23 protein-coding genes are annotated in these 21,088 nt (G+C 56.5%); 21 read left to right on the top strand and 2 right to left on the bottom strand.

From position 1 onward, the window contains the following. The first annotated feature begins 39 nt into the window (after positions 1 to 39). The 3 genes from ACR0KL_RS20915 to ACR0KL_RS20905 are packed head-to-tail and all read left to right on the top strand — an operon-like array spanning position 40 to position 3,555. Positions 40 to 1,566 (top strand): sugar ABC transporter ATP-binding protein, encoded by a 1,527-nt coding sequence (locus ACR0KL_RS20915; RefSeq protein ID WP_170549853.1) that lies wholly within the window; start codon positions 40 to 42, stop codon positions 1,564 to 1,566. Next, on the top strand, positions 1,563 to 2,570 hold the full coding sequence (locus ACR0KL_RS20910) for an ABC transporter permease (protein WP_170463775.1): 1,008 nt from the start codon (positions 1,563 to 1,565) through the stop codon (positions 2,568 to 2,570). Before ACR0KL_RS20915 ends, ACR0KL_RS20910 begins: the two co-directional genes overlap by 4 nt. A 40-nt stretch (positions 2,571 to 2,610) precedes the next feature. After that, a complete protein-coding gene (locus tag ACR0KL_RS20905; protein ID WP_170378167.1) occupies positions 2,611 to 3,555 on the top strand; it encodes an ABC transporter substrate-binding protein in 945 nt (314 codons plus the stop codon). Positions 3,556 to 3,647: 92 nt separating this feature from the next. Here the strand turns inward: ACR0KL_RS20905 and ACR0KL_RS20900 are convergent, their stop codons facing one another. Beyond that, a complete protein-coding gene (locus tag ACR0KL_RS20900; RefSeq protein ID WP_170681069.1) occupies positions 3,648 to 4,694 on the bottom strand; it encodes a LacI family DNA-binding transcriptional regulator in 1,047 nt (348 codons plus the stop codon). Between the two features lie 152 nt (positions 4,695 to 4,846). Between ACR0KL_RS20900 and ACR0KL_RS20895 the strand changes: the two genes are divergently transcribed. From ACR0KL_RS20895 to ACR0KL_RS20820, 16 genes are all read left to right on the top strand, one after another. Further along, complete coding sequence (locus ACR0KL_RS20895; RefSeq protein ID WP_170467628.1) at positions 4,847 to 5,029, top strand: hypothetical protein; 183 nt, start codon at positions 4,847 to 4,849, stop codon at positions 5,027 to 5,029. Between the two features lie 26 nt (positions 5,030 to 5,055). Beyond that, positions 5,056 to 6,201, top strand: coding sequence for a TRAP transporter substrate-binding protein (locus tag ACR0KL_RS20890; RefSeq protein WP_170549844.1), 1,146 nt, complete (start codon positions 5,056 to 5,058; stop codon positions 6,199 to 6,201). A gap of 115 nt (positions 6,202 to 6,316) precedes the next feature. Continuing rightward, complete coding sequence (locus ACR0KL_RS20885) at positions 6,317 to 6,832, top strand: TRAP transporter small permease (protein WP_170378174.1); 516 nt, start codon at positions 6,317 to 6,319, stop codon at positions 6,830 to 6,832. A gap of 11 nt (positions 6,833 to 6,843) precedes the next feature. Then, the gene (locus ACR0KL_RS20880) at positions 6,844 to 8,172 is read left to right on the top strand and encodes a TRAP transporter large permease (RefSeq protein WP_170378176.1); all 1,329 of its coding nucleotides are present in this window, start codon (positions 6,844 to 6,846) and stop codon (positions 8,170 to 8,172) included. Between the two features lie 10 nt (positions 8,173 to 8,182). Next, complete coding sequence (gene hisD / locus ACR0KL_RS20875; RefSeq protein WP_170549840.1) at positions 8,183 to 9,490, top strand: histidinol dehydrogenase; 1,308 nt, start codon at positions 8,183 to 8,185, stop codon at positions 9,488 to 9,490. Between the two features lie 41 nt (positions 9,491 to 9,531). Continuing rightward, positions 9,532 to 10,254 carry an SDR family NAD(P)-dependent oxidoreductase gene (locus ACR0KL_RS20870; RefSeq protein ID WP_480555397.1) on the top strand — a complete coding sequence of 241 codons (723 nt, stop codon included), beginning with the start codon at positions 9,532 to 9,534 and terminating at the stop codon, positions 10,252 to 10,254. Further along, positions 10,251 to 11,231 (top strand): alcohol dehydrogenase catalytic domain-containing protein, encoded by a 981-nt coding sequence (locus ACR0KL_RS20865; RefSeq protein ID WP_170681073.1) that lies wholly within the window; start codon positions 10,251 to 10,253, stop codon positions 11,229 to 11,231. Before ACR0KL_RS20870 ends, ACR0KL_RS20865 begins: the two co-directional genes overlap by 4 nt. Positions 11,232 to 11,242: 11 nt before the next feature. Next, positions 11,243 to 11,533 carry a UxaA family hydrolase gene (locus tag ACR0KL_RS20860; protein WP_170378184.1) on the top strand — a complete coding sequence of 97 codons (291 nt, stop codon included), beginning with the start codon at positions 11,243 to 11,245 and terminating at the stop codon, positions 11,531 to 11,533. Between the two features lie 12 nt (positions 11,534 to 11,545). Then, entirely contained in the window at positions 11,546 to 12,727 is a 1,182-nt protein-coding gene (locus tag ACR0KL_RS20855; RefSeq protein WP_170681075.1) for a UxaA family hydrolase, read from the top strand. A 48-nt stretch (positions 12,728 to 12,775) separates the two neighbouring features. Further along, positions 12,776 to 13,786 (top strand): Ldh family oxidoreductase, encoded by a 1,011-nt coding sequence (locus tag ACR0KL_RS20850; protein WP_480555399.1) that lies wholly within the window; start codon positions 12,776 to 12,778, stop codon positions 13,784 to 13,786. A 71-nt stretch (positions 13,787 to 13,857) separates the two neighbouring features. After that, complete coding sequence (locus ACR0KL_RS20845) at positions 13,858 to 14,265, top strand: universal stress protein (RefSeq protein ID WP_170681077.1); 408 nt, start codon at positions 13,858 to 13,860, stop codon at positions 14,263 to 14,265. Positions 14,266 to 14,546: 281 nt separating this feature from the next. Beyond that, positions 14,547 to 15,191, top strand: a complete 645-nt coding sequence (locus tag ACR0KL_RS20840) for a lysophospholipid acyltransferase family protein (RefSeq protein WP_480555401.1) — start codon at positions 14,547 to 14,549, stop codon at positions 15,189 to 15,191. Positions 15,192 to 15,773: 582 nt separating this feature from the next. Then, a complete protein-coding gene (locus ACR0KL_RS20835; RefSeq protein WP_170681081.1) occupies positions 15,774 to 16,142 on the top strand; it encodes a DUF4573 domain-containing protein in 369 nt (122 codons plus the stop codon). A 121-nt stretch (positions 16,143 to 16,263) separates the two neighbouring features. Then, entirely contained in the window at positions 16,264 to 17,457 is a 1,194-nt protein-coding gene (locus ACR0KL_RS20830) for a YcaO-like family protein (RefSeq protein ID WP_170681083.1), read from the top strand. Then, positions 17,454 to 18,173, top strand: coding sequence for a TfuA-like protein (locus ACR0KL_RS20825; RefSeq protein WP_480777462.1), 720 nt, complete (start codon positions 17,454 to 17,456; stop codon positions 18,171 to 18,173). Before ACR0KL_RS20830 ends, ACR0KL_RS20825 begins: the two co-directional genes overlap by 4 nt. Continuing rightward, positions 18,170 to 19,048, top strand: a complete 879-nt coding sequence (locus ACR0KL_RS20820) for a DMT family transporter (protein WP_170681086.1) — start codon at positions 18,170 to 18,172, stop codon at positions 19,046 to 19,048. Before ACR0KL_RS20825 ends, ACR0KL_RS20820 begins: the two co-directional genes overlap by 4 nt. A 100-nt stretch (positions 19,049 to 19,148) precedes the next feature. Here ACR0KL_RS20820 and ACR0KL_RS20815 read toward each other — a convergent pair whose 3' ends face one another. Continuing rightward, positions 19,149 to 19,931: an IclR family transcriptional regulator gene (locus ACR0KL_RS20815; RefSeq protein WP_170681088.1), complete on the bottom strand. Its 783-nt coding sequence runs from the start codon at positions 19,929 to 19,931 to the stop codon at positions 19,149 to 19,151. Positions 19,932 to 20,085: 154 nt separating this feature from the next. Between ACR0KL_RS20815 and ACR0KL_RS20810 the strand changes: the two genes are divergently transcribed. Next, on the top strand, positions 20,086 to 20,952 hold the full coding sequence (locus ACR0KL_RS20810; RefSeq protein ID WP_170681090.1) for a hypothetical protein: 867 nt from the start codon (positions 20,086 to 20,088) through the stop codon (positions 20,950 to 20,952). Further along, positions 20,945 to 21,088 (top strand): hypothetical protein, encoded by a 144-nt coding sequence (locus ACR0KL_RS20805; protein WP_170549815.1) that lies wholly within the window; start codon positions 20,945 to 20,947, stop codon positions 21,086 to 21,088. The genes ACR0KL_RS20810 and ACR0KL_RS20805 overlap by 8 nt, the downstream gene beginning before the upstream one ends.

Here is a 21,088-nt window from a genome sequence, read left to right as displayed (position 1 = left end):
CGCACCGCCCTTGGGGAGAGGGGCAGAATGGGAGGAGAAATGACGAAACTGGTCGACATGACGGGGATTGATAAGCACTTCCCCGGTGTGCATGCGCTGAAATCCGTGCAGTTCGATCTGTTTCCGGGTGAAGTTCATGCGCTGATGGGCGAGAACGGTGCCGGGAAAAGCACGCTGATGAAGATTCTGTCCGGGATTTATCAGCGTGACGGCGGCGATCTGGTGATCGAGGGGAAATCCGTTAGCCCAACCACCCCGCGCGAGGCGCAGGATCTGGGCATCGGCATCATCCATCAGGAGCTAAGCCTGATGAATGACCTGACCGTCGCGCAGAATATCTTCATCGGACGCGAACCGCGCAAAAGCTTTGGTCGTCTGGACGAAGCCGCGCTGAATACGCAAACGGCAGAAATCTTCGCCTCGATGAACCTGAACCTCGACCCAAAGGCGCTGGTCGGTAGCCTCACCATTGCAAAACAGCAGATGGTCGAGATCGCCAAGGCTTTGTCCTTCCGGTCAAAAGTTCTGATCATGGACGAGCCGACCGCGGCCCTCAACGACGCAGAGATCGCCGAGCTCTTCGTGATCATCCGCCGCCTCAAGGCGGAGGGTGTCGGCATCGTCTATATCAGCCACAAAATGGACGAGTTGAAGCAGATCTCGGATCGGGTCACGGTCATGCGCGACGGAGAATATGTCGGCACTGTGGGTGCTGCAGAGACCCCGATCAGCCAAATCATCGCAATGATGGTGGGGCGTGAGGTGAACGAGGAGCCCCTAGATGTTCCCGATCTGGGTAATGCAGAGGTTTCTCTGCAAGTCACGGGTCTGAGCCGCAGCAAAGAAATCCGCGATGTCAGTTTTTCGGTTCAAAAAGGCGAGATACTCGGCTTCGCAGGATTGATGGGCGCTGGCCGGACCGAGGTCGCACGAGCGATCTTCGGCGCTGATCCAAAAGATGCCGGTGAAATCCGGGTGCATGGTCAGGTGGTTTCGATCAAATCGCCCACCGACGCGGTGAAGGCTGGGATCGGGTATCTGTCTGAGGACCGCAAGCATTTCGGCCTCGCCACGGGGATGAATGTGCGGGACAATATCGCGCTGGCTTCAATGGATCTTTTCACAAGCACCGGCGGCGTTCTGAACGACAGTGATATTAGCACCACCGCCAAAGGCTACATCGCGCAGCTCGGCATTCGGACACCATCGGACGTGCAAGAGGTTCGGCTGCTTTCGGGTGGCAATCAGCAAAAGGTTGTCATCGCCAAATGGCTGCTGCGCGATTGCGATATCCTGATCTTCGATGAACCCACACGGGGCATCGACGTGGGCGCAAAATCCGAAATCTACAAACTGCTCGAGGAGCTGGCAGAGCAGGGCAAGACGATCATCGTGATCTCGTCCGAATTGCCCGAGATCATGCGCCTCAGCCACCGTATCGCCGTGATGTGCGAAGGCCGGCTGACCGGCATTCTGCCCGGCGGAAAAGACACCACACAAGAAGACATCATGCATCTGGCCACGCAACGGGCGGCGGCGATGCAGGTAACGGGGACAATGCAATGACAACAGCTACGGATATCGACAAGAAAAAGCCTTTGGCGGGCTTGTCGGAAAGCGGCGCCTACCAGAAAATGCTGGCCTTCGCGAGCTTGATCGCGTTGCTGATCGGCTTTTCGATCGCGTCGCCGAACTTCATGCAAACCTCGAACATGATTGCGATTTTGCAGGCAACTTCGGTCAACGGGGTGCTGGCGGTGGCCGCGACTTTGGTGATCATCACCGGCGGGATCGACCTGTCGGTGGGCACGTTGATGACCTTCTGCGCGGTGATCGCGGGGGTGGTGCTGACCTATCTGGGCATGCCGTTGCTATTGGGCGTTGCGGCCGCAATCGCGGCGGGCGCGTTCTGTGGCCTGTGTTCGGGGACATTCGTCGCCAAGATGAAAATCCCGCCCTTCATCGCCACACTCGGCATGATGCTGATCCTCAAGGGTCTCTCGCTGGTGATCTCGGGGACGCGACCAATCTATTTCAACGACACGCCGGGCTTTGACCAAATCTCGCGCGGGTCCCTGATCGGAGAGGTCTTCCCCGCGCTGCCCATCCCCAATGGCGTGTTGATCCTGTTCATCGTCGCCATCGCCGCCTCATATATCCTGAGCCGCACGGTTCTGGGTCGCTACACCTTTGCGCTGGGGTCAAACGAAGAGGCGGTACGCCTGTCCGGCGTGAACACCGATATGTGGAAGATCCGCATCTATGCGCTGGCCGGAGCGATCTGCGGCATCGGCGGCATCCTGATCGCCTCGCGTCTGAACTCGGCCCAGCCTGCCTTGGGCCTGGGGTATGAGCTGGAGGCCATCGCGGCGGTTGTCATCGGTGGCACATCGCTCTCGGGCGGTCGCGGCACGATCCTGGGCACGTTGATCGGCGCCCTGATCATGGCGGTTCTGACCAACGGGCTGCGCGTCCTGTCCGTCGCGCAGGAGTGGCAGACCGTTGTCACCGGCGCGATCATCATTCTGGCCGTCTATGCCGACATGGCGCGGCGCAAGAAATCCGGCTGAATAAACTAACGACAAAACGACCAACTGTGGAGGAGAAAACATGTTTTCACGTCGTTTCATTCTGGGGGCGCTGAGTGCGGCCACCCTGGCAGGTCCCGCCTCGATGGCGGCTGCCGAAGAAATCTATATCCCGCTGGTGTCCAAAGGCTTCCAGCACCAGTTCTGGCAGGCGGTGAAATCCGGGGCCGAGCAGGCGGCGGATGAGTTTGACGTCACCATCACCTTCGAAGGCCCTGACAACGAAACCATGGTGGACCGTCAGATCGACATGCTGGCTGCGGCCCTGGCCAACAATCCCAAGGCCATCGGCTTTGCCGCTCTGGACAGCCAGGCGGCGATCCCGCTGCTGAAACAGGCCAATGACAAAGGCATTCCGATCATCGCCTTCGACAGTGGCGTCGACAGCGACATCCCGCTTTCGACCGCAACCACCGACAACCTTGCAGCAGCCGGTCTGGCCGCAGACAAGATGGCCGAGAAGATCGGCGGCAAGGGCAAGGTCGCCGTTGTGGCACATGACCAGACCAGCCGCACAGGCATCGACCGCCGCGACGGGTTCGTCAACCGTATCGCCGAGAAATACCCCGACATCGAGGTCGTTACCGTTCAGTACGGTCAGGGCGATCATCTGAAGTCGACCGAGGTAACAAAGGCGATCCTGACAGCAAACCCGGATCTGAATGGTATCTTCGGCACCAACGAAGGTTCGGCCATCGGCGTTGTGAACGGCGTTCAGGAACTGGGCACCGAAGGTCTGGTCATCATCGGCTATGACAGCGGCAAGGCACAGAAAGATGCGATCAAAAGCGGTCTGATGGCGGGTGCGATCACGCAGAACCCGGTTGGTATCGGCTATGAAACCGTCAAAGCTGCCGTTTCAGCCCTGAAAGGTGAAGAAGTGCCGAGCCTGATCGACACGGGCTTCTACTACTACGATGCTTCGAATATCGACGACCCGAAAATCTCGGCCGTTCTGTACGACTAAGACCATCCACTCACGATAACCTGTCCGGCCTGTCCTTACTGGGTGGGCCGGATGCGTTAGAGGTAGCTCGGGTCAACTAGTGGCCATGTGTCCTAGGCCTGGGGTGCAGGCCCGAGTGACTCGCGTATCTTTGTCGTGGCTTCGAGCTGTACACTTGACCCCGCATCCTCACCTTTGCGCAAAGCGACCAGCATACGCGCGGCCCCTTTACCCATGTTTCGATGAGGAACATGAACCGTTGTCAGGGCTGGAGTCACGATCTCGGCTATTTCAATGTCATCAAACCCGGTGATGGAGACATCCCGAGGCACTTCAAGACCCATCTTCCGGGCCTGCCTGAGGGCACCGGCAGCAAGCACATCGTTGCCGCATAGGATTGCAGTCGGTCTCGGGTCCAATTCCATCGCCGCCTCAAGGGCGTGCGCTCCGTTGTCGATCGAGTAGGGCGTTTCGATCACGTGCAGGTTGCCGACATCAAGGTTCCGAGACAGCATCGCTTGTTCCACGCCCTCACAACGCAACCGAGCCCGGTCATTGCCGTCCCGCTCGGCTGTGACAAAGGCAATGGCGCGATGTCCCAGGTCGAGAACCTGTTCAGTTAGCGCCCTCATCGCGCTTCGGTTGTCGAACCCGATGGACAGTTGCGATTGGCTGGGATCATAAACCCAGGCGACCACACACGGGATTCGCTGTTTCTTAAGGAACTCGTAAACCTGTGGAGTCCGGTCAAAGCCAATCAGTAAAAGCGCATCCGCGCCGCGTGCCACGAGGCTGCGGATCTGCTCTTCTTCAAGCTCGGGGTTGTAGGAAGAGCTGGCGACGAGGAGGGTTATACCATGCCGCTGAAGCTCTTCCTGAAAAGCTTGGAGGCCACGTGCGAAGATGGCGTTTTCCATCGTCGGGATAATTGCGCCAAAGGTTCTGGTGCGTTTGGCTGCAAGGGCCTGAGCCCCGAAGTTCGGTGTATAGCCTAGTGTTTTGACCGCGCTCAGAACTCGTTCGCGCGTTTTCTCGGATACCATTTTGGGATTGTTGAGGCACCTTGACACCGTGGCCGTCGAAACGCCTGCACGCTGCGCAACGTCTTCCAGTGTCGGTGACGTCCGGCTTGGCTCGTCTGCAAAAGGTGCCTTCGTCATCTACCTTAATACACTCTTGTTTTTGGCGCTTCATTTGCGCGCTTCGGAATGCGGGGTCAACTAGGGTGCCCTTCTAGGTACAGTGTAAGCGCTTGCAATGCAAAATGTAAGCGCTTACAGTTACCTCGAATCGGAGAGGGGGGGATTTGGCAATGTTCATTTTCGCGGCCATTGCGCTTTTTCTGGCGTTCCTGATCAACGTCGTCGCGGGCGCATTTGGCTACGGCCAATTCCTGGGCGACGTAGGAGAGATGGTGTTGCTCTTCGCGGCATCGCTCGCATTCGTTGTCGTCACGCTAAGGAAAGAGGCGGCTGCACAATCAAAAAAACAATAAATGACATGACCCATAGGGAGGAAAACATGGATCGTGAAAAGCAGGAATTGGCTTCGGCTTCACGCCGGAACTTCTTGAAGCTGGCAGGAAGCGGTAGCTTCACCGCAGCTTTGGTTGCAGGGGCTGCGGGGACCTTGTGGTCTAGCGAGGCTGCGGCACAAACCGCCAAGGAAGAGCGTGAACGCGAGGATGCAGCGGAATTCACGATGACCCTTGCGACAGCGTATGTCTTGGGTGCATCGCGCAGCTATCCGATCATGCAGCTGGACCTGAAGGAGAACATCCAGAACGCCACCAATGGCAAGGTCTATGTCAAGCTAGCACCGGGTGGTCAGCTCGGGGCCGGTGGCGCCTTGGTGCAGGCGGTACAGGCTGGCACAATCCAATGTGCGCAGCATTCCCTGTCGAATTTCGCGCCCTATGCGAGCGCGGCTGACCTTATCAACATGCCCTATTTCTGCGGCTCGAACCAGCGCTTCACCAACCTAGTTACCTCTGATGCGTGGAAAGCCGAAGTACATCCCAAGATTGAAGCGGCGGGTTTCAAGGCGCTTTTCTACATCAATATCGACCCACGTGTTGTGGCCGTGCGCAAGGGCGGAAACGCCGTGATCACGCCCGGCGACATGGCAGGGGTCAAGTTCCGCGTGCCCGGCTCGAAGATGCTGCAGCAGTACTATCGCATGGTCGGCGCGAACCCGACGCCGGTGGCCTGGGGCGAAACGCCTTCGGCGATCAAGCAGGGCGTGGCGGATGCTCTTGACCCATCGGTTGGCGCGCTCTTTGTGTTTGGTTTCAAGGACATCCTGAGCCATGTCACCTTTACACAGGCGGTGCCGGACAGCCAGATTTACTCGATGAATCTGGAATGGTTCAACTCGCTACCCGCAGATGTGCAGGAAGGCATCGAGTTCGCGGGCGAGTTGACCTCGCATCAGAACCTGGCCAAGGTTCCATCTGCACGCACCTATGCAATGGCAGAACTGCGCAAAGCAGGTGTCGAGTTCCACAGCCTCACCGAGGATCAGCTTGCGGAATGGAAAGCCGCTGGTGGATACCAGCTGTCCGATTGGGACGAGTTCAAGGTCGAGCTCGCCGGTTCCATGGACAACTTTGCCAAGCTGGAAGAAGCGGCTGGCACGAAAGGACGCTACTACGTCCACGATGCTTGATACGCCTCGTCGCGTTTCAGGGGCGGCATAGTTACTGGCCGCCCCACAAATCTGACGACAACTTGGAAATCCGGCTGCCGGCTGCCCTTGAGGTGTCGGTGAACGGGAGGATTGCATGCAACGAATACTGCAAGAACTGAACCGGAATGCCGAGCGCTGGCTGCTGCTCGTGTTCTACACGATGCTGGTGGCGACGATGTTCATCGAAGTGCTTCGGCGCGAGTTGTTGTCCTATTCCTCGATCTGGGGCGAGGAAATCGTCCGATACTCGTTTATCTACCTCGCGTGGATCGGCGCTGCCGCTGCGGTTCGTGAACGCGGACATATCCGCATTGACGTGATCATGCACTATGTCAGCCCGCGGATTAAGGCGTTGCTGTATCTCTTTGGCGATTTTGTGATGGTCGCCGTATCGGTCGTGGCGCTCTACTACTCGTATGAAACAGTCCACGTTTCCGCAAAATTTGGATCTGTAACAGACGGTCTGCGTATCAGCCGCGTGTGGTTCCTGATGGCCGTTCCAATCGGTTTCGCACTGGTTCTGCTTCGCCTCTTCCAATCCATCCTCCGCGACATCGCGGACCTTCGTGCGGGTCGCCCCGTCTACGAAGGTGACAAACTGTTCGACTGAGGGGGCTGGACATGCTTTGGAACCAACTCGATCAATCCGTTGTCCTCGGCTGGGATTTTTATGGCCCGGTCATCCTGTTCGTCGTCCTTGTCGCACTTGCCGTTCCCGTCTGGGCCGCCATCGGCTCCGCCGCGATCCTGATGCTTGTCTGGTCAGGGGCTCTGCCTTTGAGCCTCGTCGGGGAAAAGCTGTTCTCTGGCATAGACTTTTTCGCGCTGACGGCTGTACCGCTGTTCATCTTAACGGGCGACGTCCTAGTTAGAACCGGGCTCAGTCGAAAATTCCTTGATGTAGCCGAGGCTTTAACACAATTCGCCAAGGGCGGCTTTGGATCAGCAACGGTGCTTGTCTGCGGTATGTTCGCCGCGATTTCGGGCTCGGACGCCGCAGGGGCCGCAGCTGTTGGCCGTATGACGATCGACCGACTGGTCGAATCCGGCTACCCTCGGCCTTATGCCTGTGCCCTTGTTGCGGCGGGTGCCTGTACCGGTATCCTGATCCCTCCATCGATCGCCTATATCATCATCGGCCTTGTTTTGGGGATTTCTGCCTCGACACTGTTCCTGGCCGCTCTGATCCCTGGCATTGCGATCCTGCTGTCCATTCTTGCCACCAACATCATCATGAACCGCCTCAAAGGCTGGGAAGGTGGAGGCAACATCAGCATGGGCGAATACTTCTCGCGGCTAGGCAAAGCCCTGAAGTCCGGTTGGTATGCCTTTCTGGTGCCCGGCATCATCTTCTACGGCATCTTTTCAGGTCGACTGACGCCGACCGAAGCAGGTGCGACTGCCGTGGTAGTCACGATCGTCATGGGGTTCATCCTGCGCACTCTGAGCCTGAGCGATTTTCCGGCGATGCTGGTTAGTTCAGCCAAGGTGAACGGGGTCATTCTACCGATCATCGCCTTTTCGGCTCCCTTGGCCGAAGCACTGGCCATCATTGGTGTCCCGCAAGGCTTTGTGGCAGCCGCCACCTCGGTCAGTGACGAACCGCTTGTCCTCATACTGATGATGGTCGGCATTTTAATCGCAGCAGGCTGCGTGATGGAAACCACGCCGAACATCGTGATCCTCGCGCCGATCCTGAAGCCACTGGCGGATGACATCGGCATGAACGAGATCCAGTTCTGCATCATGATGATCACCGCATTGGGTGTTGGTTTTATCACGCCACCCTTGGGGCTGAACCTTTTCGTGGTCGCAGGAATAACGGGCGAGTCGATCCTGAAGATCGCTTATCGCGCCATTCCGTTCGTCCTGTTCATGCTGATCGTCACTCTGTTCATCGCTTACGTGCCGACGATCTCGACCGTTCTTCTGCCAGATATTTACAAATAGGAAGCAATCAATGCCGAGAGAATATCTCAAAAAAGCGACGCTGACCTCGAAAAGCGATGCTTCGGAAACCAAGAAAATCGTCCGCGACATTCTCGATGAAATTGAGGCCGGCGGGGATGAGGCAGCCATGGCCTATGCCCGGAAGTTTGACAATTACGATGGCGAAATCCTGTTGTCACCTGAGGCCATTGAGGCTGCGTCGGCCCTCGTGCCCGAAAAGCTGAAGCAGGACATCCAGTTCAGCCACGCCAACGTCAAGAAGTTCGCCGAAGCGCAGCTGGGCACGGTCAAAGACTTTGAAACCGAGGTCGTCCCGGGCTTTATCGCCGGTCAGAAGGCGATCCCGGTGGATGCTGCAGGCTGCTATGTGCCCGGCGGGCGGTATAGCCATATTGCAAGCGCGATCATGACCGTTACAACGGCGAAAGTCGCCGGTTGTAAACACATCGTCGCATGTTCTCCACCGCGTCCTGATGTGGGTATCGCGCCAGCCATCATCTATGCGGCGCATATCTGTGGTGCAGATAAAATCCTGGCCATGGGCGGTGTTCAGGGCGTTGCAGCGATGACGTTTGGCCTGTTTGGCTTGCCCAAGGCCAATATTCTCGTGGGCCCGGGGAACCAATTCGTGGCAGAAGCCAAACGGATGCTGTTTGGCCGTGTCGGCATCGACATGATAGCAGGCCCGACCGACAGCCTGATCCTGGCCGACAAAACAGCCGATCCGATGGTGGTTGCAGCCGATCTCGTAGGTCAGGCCGAGCATGGTTATAACTCGCCGGTTTGGCTGGTCACCGATGACCGCGCGCTGGCTGAAGAGGTCATGCGGCTGGTGCCAGAGCTGATTGCCGATCTGCCAGAAGTGAACCGCGACAATGCCACCGCCGCCTGGCGCGATTACGCAGAGGTCATCCTTTGCGCGGATCGTGAGGAAATGGCCGCAACTTCCGACGCTTACGCCCCCGAACACCTGACCGTTCAGGCGGAAGATCTGGAGTGGTGGCTGGATCGCCTCAGCTGCTATGGCTCGCTGTTCTTGGGCGAGGAAACCACCGTGGCCTTTGGCGACAAGGCGGCAGGTACAAACCACGTCCTGCCGACCTCTGGGGCTGCCAGCTACACAGGTGGCCTGAGTGTGCACAAGTACATGAAAATCGTGACTTGGCAGCGCGCGACCCGTGAAGGTGCCAAGCCCGTCGCTGAAGCGACCGCACGGATTGCACGCCTCGAAGGTATGGAAGGCCACGCTCGCACGGCTGACATCCGCCTGAAGAAATATTTCCCAGACGAAGAATTCAACCTGACGGCGCAAGGCTAGAACACTTGTCTTCCTCACGATTATTCAGCGTTGACGGCCGCTTGGCCGTTGTGACCGGGGCCAGTTCTGGCCTCGGACAACAAGCGGCAACGATCTTGGCAAAGTCCGGTGCAAAGGTGGTGGGCGTCGCCCGCCGCGCCGAAGCCTTGGCAAGCTGGGCGGACGAGATGGGCGGAAACGTTGCCGTCGTCGCTGGCGATGTGGCCGATCTTGAAAACCAACCGGAGCTGGTGCGCGAAATCGCTGCTCCGTTCGGCGCGCCGGATATTCTTGTTCATGCTGCGGGCCTCAACCCTAGACTGCCAGCCGAGGACCTTTCACCAGATATTTGGAACGCGACCCTTGCAGTCAACTTGTCCGCCCCGTTCTTCCTGAGCCAAGCTTTCGTCCCGGCCATGAAGGCAAAAGGCTGGGGGCGGATTATCAACTTTGCCTCGCTGCAGTCCTTTCGGGCCTTTCCAAACGGGCTGCCCTATGGGGCGTCAAAGGGTGGCGTGGCCCAGATGACCCGCGCCATGGCCGAGGCGTGGTCGTCTGCGGGGATCAATACGAATGCGATTGGTCCGGGCTTTTTTGAGACCGAACTGACTGCGGCGGTCTTTGCCGATTCCGAACGGGCCGAACGAAACGCAGCCCAAACTTGCATTGGCCGCAACGGGGCGCTCGGAGATCTCAATGGGCCTCTGCTCTTTCTGTGTTCAGAAGCCTCTCGCTACGTGACCGGCCAAATCCTGATGCTGGATGGAGGGTTCACCGCTAAATGAAAGCTCTTGTTTATAAAGATGTTAAGGCCCTGTCTTACGAAGAGACCAGGGACCCAACCCCACAGCTGGGCGAGGCGCTGATCCGGGTGGAAAGCGTCGGCATCTGTGGCTCTGACATGCATGCCTATATGGGTCACGACAACCGCCGCCCGGCCCCTCTTATCCTAGGGCACGAAGCGGCTGGCACTATCGTTGACGGACCCCGCGCAGGTGAACGTGTGACGATCAACCCTCTGGTCCATTGCGGTGCCTGTCCGGCCTGTGTTTCCGGACGTGAAAACCTGTGTCCCACACGCCAGATCATCTCGATGCCCCCGCGAGAGGGCGCTTTCGCCGAGCTTGTGCGGATCCCCGAAGCCAATCTGGTCACGGTTCCTGACGATGTTTCACTGGCCAAGGCAGCACTGGCCGAACCCATCGCCGTGGGCTGGCATGCGGCCCGACTTGGCGTTGAGGCGCTGCATCCATCGGAACCGCGCCAAGCGCTTGTCATTGGTGGCGGCGCAATTGGAGTGGCCGCCGCTTTGTCCCTGCAAGCGATGGACTTTGAGGAAGTTGTAATCGTCGAGAGAAATGACATCCGCCGAGAATACCTCGCCGCCACCTGCGGAATGCAGGTCGCCAAGGAGGTTCAGGGCGAATTCCCTGTTGTTGTCGACGCTGTTGGATTTGCGGCAACAAGGGCGGCTGCTTCTGCAGCTGCCAAGCCCGGAGGTGTGGTTCTGCATATCGGCCTGGGTGAAGACACAGGCGGTCTGGATGTACGTCGCATGACCCTGCAAGAGATCACCTTTATCGGCACCTATACCTATACCGCACAAGATTTTCGCGACACCGCCGCCGCCATGTTCGAGGGCAGGCTGGGCGCACTGGACTGGGTGGAAAGCCGCCCGTTGTCAGATGGCGCGCATGCCTTCGAGGACATTCTGGCAGGGCGAGTCGCGGCCCCGAAAATCATTCTAAAACCTGACGCCTGAGGAGACTACAAATGGCTGAAATCCCCCACTTGCTCGTCCACGAACATGCCGACAATGTCGGTGTTGTCGTGGTCGAGGGCCTGACGGCCGGCACCGATATGCTGGTCTGCGTAACCCATGACAATTCGACCTTCCGCCTGACATCGGGCGCTGATGTGCCAATTGGCCACAAGATCGCGCTGAAAGACTTCAAGGACGGAGATACCGCGATCAAATACGGCGAGGACATCGGCAAGATCATCGCCGACATTCCCAAGGGTGGCCACGTCCACACACACAACTGCAAAACAAAGCGCTGGTAAGGAGTCCTCTTCATGGCACTCGATTTCAAAAATATGTCTGTGCATGCTTACCGTCGTGAGAATGGTCGTGTCGGTGTTCGAAACCACGTGGTAATCCTGCCGGTTGACGATATCTCGAACGCGGCCTGTGAAGCCATTGCAAATAACGTCAAAGGCACGCTTGCGATCCCGCATGCCTATGGCCGCCTGCAGTTTGGCGCGGATCTGGAACTGCACTTCCGGACCATGATTGGCACTGGGGCGAACCCAAATGTAGCCGCCGTTGTCGTGATCGGCATTGAGCCCGGTTGGACCAAACGGATTGCAGACGGCATTCGCGAAACCGGCAAACCGGTGGCCGAATTCTCGATCGAGCAAAAAGGCGACTTTGAAACCATCCGTCAGGCCAGCTGGGCCGCGAAGGAATTCGTGCATCTGACCTCGGAATACCAGCGCGAAGAATGCGCGCTGAACGAGCTGTGGATCTCAACCAAATGCGGTGAGTCCGACACCACCACCGGTCTGGGGTCCTGCCCGACGGTTGGCAATATGTACGACAAGCTGCTGCCCGAAGGTATCACCGGCTTCTTTGGCGAGACTTCGGAGATAACCGGCGCTGAACACATCTGTCAGAAACGCGCGATCGATGACGAAGTTGGCGAGCGCTGGTACAAGATGTGGAAAGCCTATCAGGACGACGTGATCTTTGCCCATCAAACCGATGACCTTTCGGACTCCCAGCCGACCAAAGGCAACATCGAAGGCGGTTTGACCACGATTGAGGAAAAAGCCTTGGGCAACCTCGAGAAGATCGGTCGGACCTCGCAATATATCGACATCCTCGATGCCGCCGAAGCGCCAAGCTCGGGCGCGGGGCTGTACTTCATGGACAGCTCCTCGGCCGCGGCGGAATGTGTGACCCTGATGGCGGCCGGTGGCGCAGTTATCCACACCTTCCCCACGGGTCAAGGCAATGTGGTGGGCAATCCGATTGTTCCGGTTATCAAGATCACTGCGAACCCTCGGACCGTGCGGACGATGGGAGAGCACGTGGACGTCGACGTTTCGGGTATCCTGCGCCGGGAACAGACCATTGACGAAGCGGGCGATGCCTTGATCGACATGATCCGCCGCACAGCTAATGGCCGCAACACAGCCGCCGAAGCGCTTGGCCATCGCGAATTCTCGATGACCAAGCTTTATCGCAGCGCCTAGATCTGGCAGGGGCGGCGCCAAGGTGCCGCCCCACCCAAAGACAAAACCATGGCACATATGGAAAACATCAGCCTTTCCGAGGCCAAGGCCCTCATTTCGGGTGCATTGATGGCTCAGGGGGTTTCTAAGGAACACTCTGAGTCCGTCGCCAATGTGCTGGTGGCGGCAGAAGCCGAAGGCCAGACGGGTCACGGGTTTTCGCGCCTCGGGGACTATGTCGCGCAAGTGCGTAGCGGAAAGATAAACCGGGACGCAAACATTACTTCTCGCCTGACCAGTCAAGCTGCGATTTCTACGGACGCCGATTTCGGTTTTGCGTACCCGGCGCTGGATCATGCCATCTCACAGGGCATAAGTGTCGCGCGTTCATACGGCACAGCAACGATGTCGGTCAAAAACTCGCATCACGCCGGCGCACTGTCGGTGCAGGTCGAAAAGCTCGCCGCCGAGGGTCTTGTGGGCTTGATGTTTGCCAATGCCCCTCCAGCAATTGCGCCTTGGGGCGCCGCGAGCCCGGTTTTTGGCACCAACCCCATCGCCTTTGCCGCGCCGCAACGCGATGCGCCGCCGCTGGTGATTGACCTGGCGCTTTCGAATGTTGCGCGCGGCAAGGTCATGCATGCCAAAAAAGCAGGTAAGCCCATCCCACCGGACTGGGCCTTTGACAAAGACGGCAAGCCCACAACCGACCCAGCCGCCGCATTGGCTGGTTCCATGGCCCCCGCCGGAGGGGCAAAGGGAACCGTGCTCGCCTTGATGGTCGAGGTTCTTGCGTCGGTTTTCACCGGTGCAAACCCCAGCTTAGGCGTGGCTTCGTTTTTTGACGCAGAGGGGCCTTCTCCGGGATCCGGGCAGTTCCTGATTGCCATGTTCCCAAGCAATCTGGGCGCCTTCACGGATCGCCTCGAAATGGTGCTGACGGCCATCGACAGCCTCGAAGGCGCACGGCTTCCGGGGGATCGGCGTGCAGAGTCGATCAGCCGCGCGCAGGCGCATGGCATAGCGGTTCCCGGTCAATATCTTGATCTGGCTCGCGAACTCGCGCGCGCAAATGTCTGAGGCCGCCAAGATGATCGTTTCCCGCGGCACGGCCGCCACAAACGCCCCCTAAATCGACAAAGGAACTGACTATGTACAAGCACATTCTGATCCCGGTCGCTCTGGACCACGAAGGCGTTGTCGCCAACAAAATCGCCGCTGGGCACCGTCTGCTTGCCGAAGACGGCCGGATGACCTTGTTGACAGTGCTGGAAGACATACCCGGTTTCGTCGCCGAATTCGTGGAGTCGAAACCCGAGAACCACCTGACAGCGCGCATCAAGGACGAACTGGATCGCCTTGCAGGCGATGCGGACGACATCTCGACCGAAGTCATCACTGGCAAGCCCGGCCTGAAGGTCGCGGAGTTTGCCCGCGAGAACCATGTTGATTTGGTTATTGTCGGATCTCACAAACCTGGCGTTCGAGACTATCTTCTGGGCTCGACGGCGTCGCGTATTTCACGCCGTGCGCCGTGTTCGGTCTTCATCCTTCGATGAGGGGTAAGGGGTCTAAGACCCTCAAAAGGCCCGGTACTGGCCGCCCGGACAAAGAGACACGGCTGTTGCTTGGCCAGAGTGACGGAACAAACCTGAGCGAACAGCCCTATGATCGGCGCCGCTTGTCTTATGCATCCACATTCAGCAACCCGGTTCAGCGATGGGCGATCAAAGCGATTGAGCTGGCTACAAGCAAATTCCATTTGTTGCGTCGCATCCGCAAATTCGAGGCAATGGGCGTGCCCGCTGGGCAACCCTTCTGGGGGCAGGCCCTCAAGGTGATGGGCATCGCGCTGCAAACGCCCGATGAAGAAATTCGTCAAATCCCGAGCAAAGGGCCCGTGGTGGTTGTCGCCAATCACCCGCACGGGCTTGTCGACGGCATGATCCTGGCGGAACTGATCGGTCAGGTCCGAACCGATTATAAAATTCTAACGCGGTCTCTGCTGACGGGTGTCGTTGAGATTGACCAGTTCATGATCCCGGTCCCCTTTGATCATGAACCCAACGCTCTTGAAAAGAGCCTGGAAATGCGCCGAAAAGCTATGGAGCATCTTGCGAACGGAGGGTTAATCGCATTGTTCCCTTCCGGGGTTGTTGCCTCGTCGAACAGTTGGTGGGGGCCTGCGATCGAACGCGAATGGAATCCCTTTACAGCCAAACTTATCCAGCGCTCTGGGGCCACAGTTGTCCCCATTCGTTTTCCGGGACGCAACAGTCGCGCATATCAAATCGCCAGCAATGTCTCCGCCACGCTGCGCCAAGGGTTGCTTTTGTACGAGGTGCGGCATGCCTTGGATAAACCCCAGCGCCCGATCGTCGGTGACCCTATTGAGAGAGACGAGATTGAAAAACGGGCAAACAATCCTCGGGAACTACTCGAGTTTCTAAGACGGCGAACTGTCTCTTTGACCAGTCGGCGTTGATCTCCCTTAGGGCCAATCAAAAAGAGAGCGTTTTGGGCAAGCGAGACTGTTTTGTGCCTAAAACTACTGCTTATTGCGCCCTTCAGAAAACGTTTGGTTCACGGGGCTTGGACGACATGCAGTTTGTTTCACATCGCGGTCTGCGCTTGCGCTGCAAACGAAACCTCTAGTACCAAGCAAACAGACTCCGCAGACCATTTTGGTTTTTGTTTGTGGTGTTAAAAACGAGTCGACTTGCAGTTGAACAGACCGCTACCAATGCTAGAGAACTAGGTCATTTCTAGAAAAGTTTGAGTACTCGGTTTTGGCTGATGGCGCTTGTTGGTGTCACGCAAAGAATGAACGTCAAAAAACTGCTTTTCTTTTGCTTCATGAATGCTTGCGGTTTCAAAAGACACCAAAACTGGTCAAACCGACGCCTTTTGTATTGGCCTCACCATGGTTTCTCATTCCAACTCATCTGGGATAGCGCCCGTCATGCGCCTTGGTGATCATGCAAATTCTATGTTAGTGAAAGGCGCGCTCTGGTTCTTGAAGTGCAAAACAAATTAGAATGAAGATTCCAACAAAGGGAGAAATTAAATGTTTGAAAATAAAAGAACTGTTCGTGCGCCTGATGGCCGTCTGATCACCATCGATCAATCCGGAGTTTTTGCTCAGCCCGGTAGCAATTCTGCACATCGCCAATCTGCGATCACTACCGAAGACGTATGCCACGGTGACCCTTCGCAGGTCGGTGCCAAGATTGACCCCGGCCAGCATGGAGCCAAAATTGATCCGTCTCAGCTGGGTGCAAAGATTGATCCGGGCCAAATCGGGGCCAAGATCGATCCAGGCCAAATTGGAGCCAAGATTGACCCCGGCCAACACGGAGCCAAAATTGACCCGTCTCAGCTGGGTGCAAAGATTGATCCGGCCCAAGTCGGGGCGAAGATTCAACCAACTGCTTAAAACCAGTCAAAGCAACGTATGTGAGTGTTGGCTCAAGCCTTTGAGCCAACGTTCGTGTCGCGCAGTATGAATCGTCATTGCGCGCACTGATAGATTGTTCCCAGTCGCGTGAGAACTTGTTTTGAAACAGTATTTTGATGGGACACATCGCATTCGCTCGCCCAAGCAGACGGTTGAGCTTTTGCGTGACCTGTTTCCGGTTTTTGGCATCACGCGAATAGCGGATGTCACGGGGCTTGATCGTGTTGGGCTACCGACAACCGTCGTATGCAGGCCAAACTCGCGATCAATGGCAGTTTCTCAGGGGAAGGGCGTGACATATGACGCTGCGGTCGCTTCTGCCGTGATGGAGTCCATCGAGATTTTCCACGCAGAACGTATTGTGGCTCCGGTCATACTCGCGAGCCTTGAAGATATCAGATACACACACAACGTTTTGCCAGTTGATCAATTGCCGCTGAGCAATGAGATGGAATTTGATCCTTTCGCGCCGAACCTCTGGATCGAAATGCAACTATTGACGGTGTCCGGAGATGTGTGGGTTCCCTACGAATTGGTTCATACAAACTACACACGCCCTCTGCCACCCGGGAGCGGGTTTTTCCTGTCGAGTTCGAATGGTCTGGCCTCGGGGAACTCACTTTCCGAAGCAAAGATACACGGCTTGTGCGAGGTGATCGAACGGGACGCTGTTGCGCTATGGTCGCGGTTGCCGTGGCAAGAGCGTGATGCACGTCGAATTGATCAACGGACTATCGAAGATCACGGTTTGTGCCAGACCCTAAGCAAATTCAAGGACGCAGACATAAACTTGGCGATCTGGGACGTGACGACGGAAATCGGCGTGCCCGCCTACTTGGTATGGGCATGTGAAAACGGAAACGTGCCGGTACTTCTCTCGCGCCCATCTGTCGGAGCAGGGTGTCACCCGTGTCGGCAGATCGCGCTCTCACGCGCCCTGACAGAAGCTGCGCAGGAGAGGCTGACATTGATCACAGGTGCGCGCGATGATCTGCACTCAGACTACTACTCTGAGATGAAGTTCCAAGAAACGATTGCCCGACCTGGATGCCGGAGTTTTGCCTCCAGGCAGTCGCATGAAAGCAAATCTCCCGAGGGAGATCTTGTTTGGCTCAAATCGCGATTGACCGCAGCTGGACTGGACGGTGCCTGCTGCATCGACATTACAGCCGACTATGTCTCCGATCACATCGCAGTTGTTCGGGTGCTCGTCCCCGGGTTGGAGGGGCCGCATGACGACCCGCGCTATACGCCGGGTTTGCGTGCGCAAAACGCGTCAGAGTTAATGCAATGACGGTTTTTGTTTTCTGCGGCCCCACCATTCACGAATGTGAAGCCAAGCAGATTTTGGCGGCTGAGTATCTGCCGCCGGCAGCTCAGGGGGATGTATTGAATGCGGTCGCGCGAAAGCCACACGCCATCGGAATAATTGACGGCTATTTTCAATTCACACCCTCCGTGCTGCACAAGGAAATACTCTGGGCGCTTGACCAGGGCATACACGTGTTCGGCAGCTCCAGCATGGGCGCCTTAAGGGCAGCGGAACTGCATAGTTTTGGCATGAAAGGGATCGGCCGCATCTTTGAGGAATACCGCGACGGTCTATTGACGCGTGACGACGAGGTTGCCTTGAATCACGGACCTGCCGAACTGAAATACCCGTCGTTGTCAGAGCCCCTTGTAAACATCAGGGCAACACTTGAGGTTGCTTCGGAAAGCAAAGTCATTTCCCAAGAAACTGCCGATAAGCTCCTGAATCTGATGGATCAAGAGTATTTCTCTAATCGCTCGTACAGACACATGCTACACCTCGGCCAACAGAACAGTGTGCAACCCGATGAATTGCTTCGGCTTGAACGATGGCTTGAGGGCAACACGGTAAATCAGAAAAAAATAGATGCGATCGAAATGCTTAAGTCCATGGACGCATTTTTACGCGAAACACCTGGTCCGTTCACTGCGCGCTTTCGCCTTGAGCGCACGTCAGTCTTTGATCAGCTCACATCATGATCGCCCGCCTCAAACCATCGCAACTCTACGCCAATGGTCCAGCTTACTTTGCGCTTGGCGTGTTTTTTATGTCTGCGATGGATGCGGTCGCCAAGGTACTTTCCGAGACGTATTCCGGGCTTCAGATCATCTTGTTCGAAAGCACCTTTGGCCTTTTGTTTTTCTTTGTATTTATTGCGCCTCGAAACTGGGGATCATTGGCCTCACCAAGATGGCCACTATTGATGGCCAGAGGGGTGCTGACCTTAGGCACAATGTACTTTTTCATTTCCGGTCTTCAAAACTTGCCGCTTGCCGAAGTGACTATGATCTTCATGGTCGCGCCTATCTTTTCGATGGTCTTGTCTTCACTTGTGTTTCGGGAACATCCTGGACTTCCACAACTACTTGCACTCGTTTCAGGCGCTATGGGCGCTTTACTTTTAATACGCCCGCCGGGCCTAGGTCTTAACGTGGCTGCCTTTTTTCCATTGGCGGCGGCGTTGTGTAGCGCACTCGGCTTAATCACGGCGCGTGCCCTTTCAAGACGGGATACACCGGAAGCAATCGCTGGATATGAGTATCTCATGGTCTTTGCCGCAGCCGCTGTTTTGGTTCCCTATGGGAGCTACGTTCCAAGTTCTTCCGACATCTGGCTCGTTGGCTTGCTGGGTGTTTGTGGCGCTTTGTGTGTGTATTTCAGAACGTCAGCATGTTCCTTCTCACCAATTAGTACGCTGGCCTCGATTGAGTATTCCGGAATGCTCTGGGCAGTATTCTTCGGATATTTGATCTGGAATACCTTGCCCGATTTGTGGGGCTGGATAGGCGCTGGTCTCATCACAGTTGGCGGTCTTTTAGCCAACAAAACCAAAGAGGACGCATCTCTTGTCTAAAGATGCGACTATTGGCGAAAACAGCCTCTTCTCACATGGACCAGGACGGATATGTACTAGCCTGCCTGACCTTATCCCATGGTGACAAGCGACTGGTAGGTCAGGCTTGCGACTTGCCCGTATAGAAATTGGTCAATTCTTCCGCCAGCGATTTGTAGAGTTGATGTACGTCTTCAATTCCCGGAACTTCAAGCTGATCGATCCTTTCCAAAAATGGGCAGTTCACAACGCTGATTGCCTGCCCTTCTTGGTCCAGCACAGGGTAGGCGAGGTTCGTCACACCAACAGCTGTGGCTGACGGCATTCGCTCGTAGCCCAATTCGCGTATGCGGGCGACATGTTCCCTGAATTCAACGACATCCAATTCCGGCTCACCTTGCGCAAGCCTGTGATTGTCTAGAAGGTCTTCAAGGGCGGCGTCACTGCGAAACGCTGCAAGAACACGGCCGGTGCCGGTATTCCCAAGGCCAATCACGGTTCCGACGCGCAACGCCAAACCCCAGTTCCCGGGTGAGGCGATCGAAGCGACAACAACTATGTCTCCATTGCTCTCCATACCCATATGGCAGGATTGCCAGGCCTTTCGCGCTACGGCCCGCATTTTGGGTGTCGCCATCTCAAGCAACCGCTCGACCGGAGGATACCTTTGCGAAATCGCAAACATTTTCAGGCTGAGCGAATAGAGATCATCGTCAGAGGACCGGATCACATAACCGCGTCGCACCAGTGTGGACAGCATGCGGTAGATTTCGCTTTGGGACCGGTCCAGAGCGCGTGCAATGTCACCTTGCGCCAGCCCGTCGGCATGCAGCGATAGCAACTCGATGATGTCCAAACCCTTCTCTAGGGCAGGGGCACGATATTTCTCTGAAGTTGCCGACACGTATTCCTCCCAATTCGCGCTTGCGGGCGAATGCGTGGGCAAAGTGCCTTGAATGCGCGGTGGATGTCAATGTTGATTTATTGGTAAATAAAAGTTTTAAATACAAAGTAAAGCGATGCGGGAGAGTCGCTAAAACGAGATCAGGGAGAAGCAAGTGAGGAAATCGTCCCATACAATCAATGGATTGCTTGCAAGCTGCGTCATTCTGATCGCGGGTGCAGTGCACGCCGAATCGGACTGGAGGTCTTACCCCGAGGCTGTTTTTAGACCCAAGCTGATTGGTGGACAGAAAAACGAAGGTTTGTATGTCGACATAGGCGGTTTTGTTTCGGACGACTCTATTTCCAAATTCGCACCAAACAACACTAATGCACCTCCCAAGAACGGCGAGCTTCTGCTGCTGCAGTGCGCGCAGTTTGACGTTTCGGAACTGGGCTATCTCAAGTCGAACTCCGAAGGCGCGAAACAGGCTGCAATGAATAAAGCGCAATGCAACAAGGCTCTGTCCGTCTCCGAAACCTGGCCACAGGTGAAGGATCAGGCGATCTTCTACGGCACAAATGATGCAAACACGCAGGAAGCCCTCGTTTACCAGCCCCACGAGGTGGCTGTGGCCGAAAGCGATAAGTGCATTGTGAGCTTGAACACCGACTGGCGAGCATTGCCGTTGTTGATTGGCCTTGATGAGGCGCAAGCATCTCTGACAGGCACCTCTTCGAAGATGAGGGTCGATTTGGGTCAGGACGTGATCGAGGGAAGTCTCTCACCTAACCTGCAGTGGCAGGGCAGCGGCGTGTTCTCCAACGATCCAAAATCGTCCAAGGCTGCTGGCAATGTCGGCGTGACGAGCCAGCCGTTGGGGTCGGTCACGCGCGCTTGCTGGTCGGGCCACAACGGTTTCTTGGACACTAACGGCTGCGAAAACAGTGACACCGTTGATACGTTTGCGAATTTCCAAACGAGCAAAATCAAACCGCTAGCTGTAAGCGCGGGAGGTTCGGGAACATTATCTCATGGCTGAATTTGACGCATCAAACCAAGGCGTAGAACGCCACCACCTGCGTGGGTTTCCTGATGGCTCCACACCTGCCACTGATTTGTGCCGCAGCGAAAACAAACAATGGGCACCCATGACCAAAGTTTATCATACGGATTGA

The organism is Ruegeria sp. C8 (genome assembly GCF_056537565.1).
The sequence above is the reverse complement of the archived record's forward strand: the minus strand, read 5'-3'. Positions and strand labels throughout refer to the sequence as shown.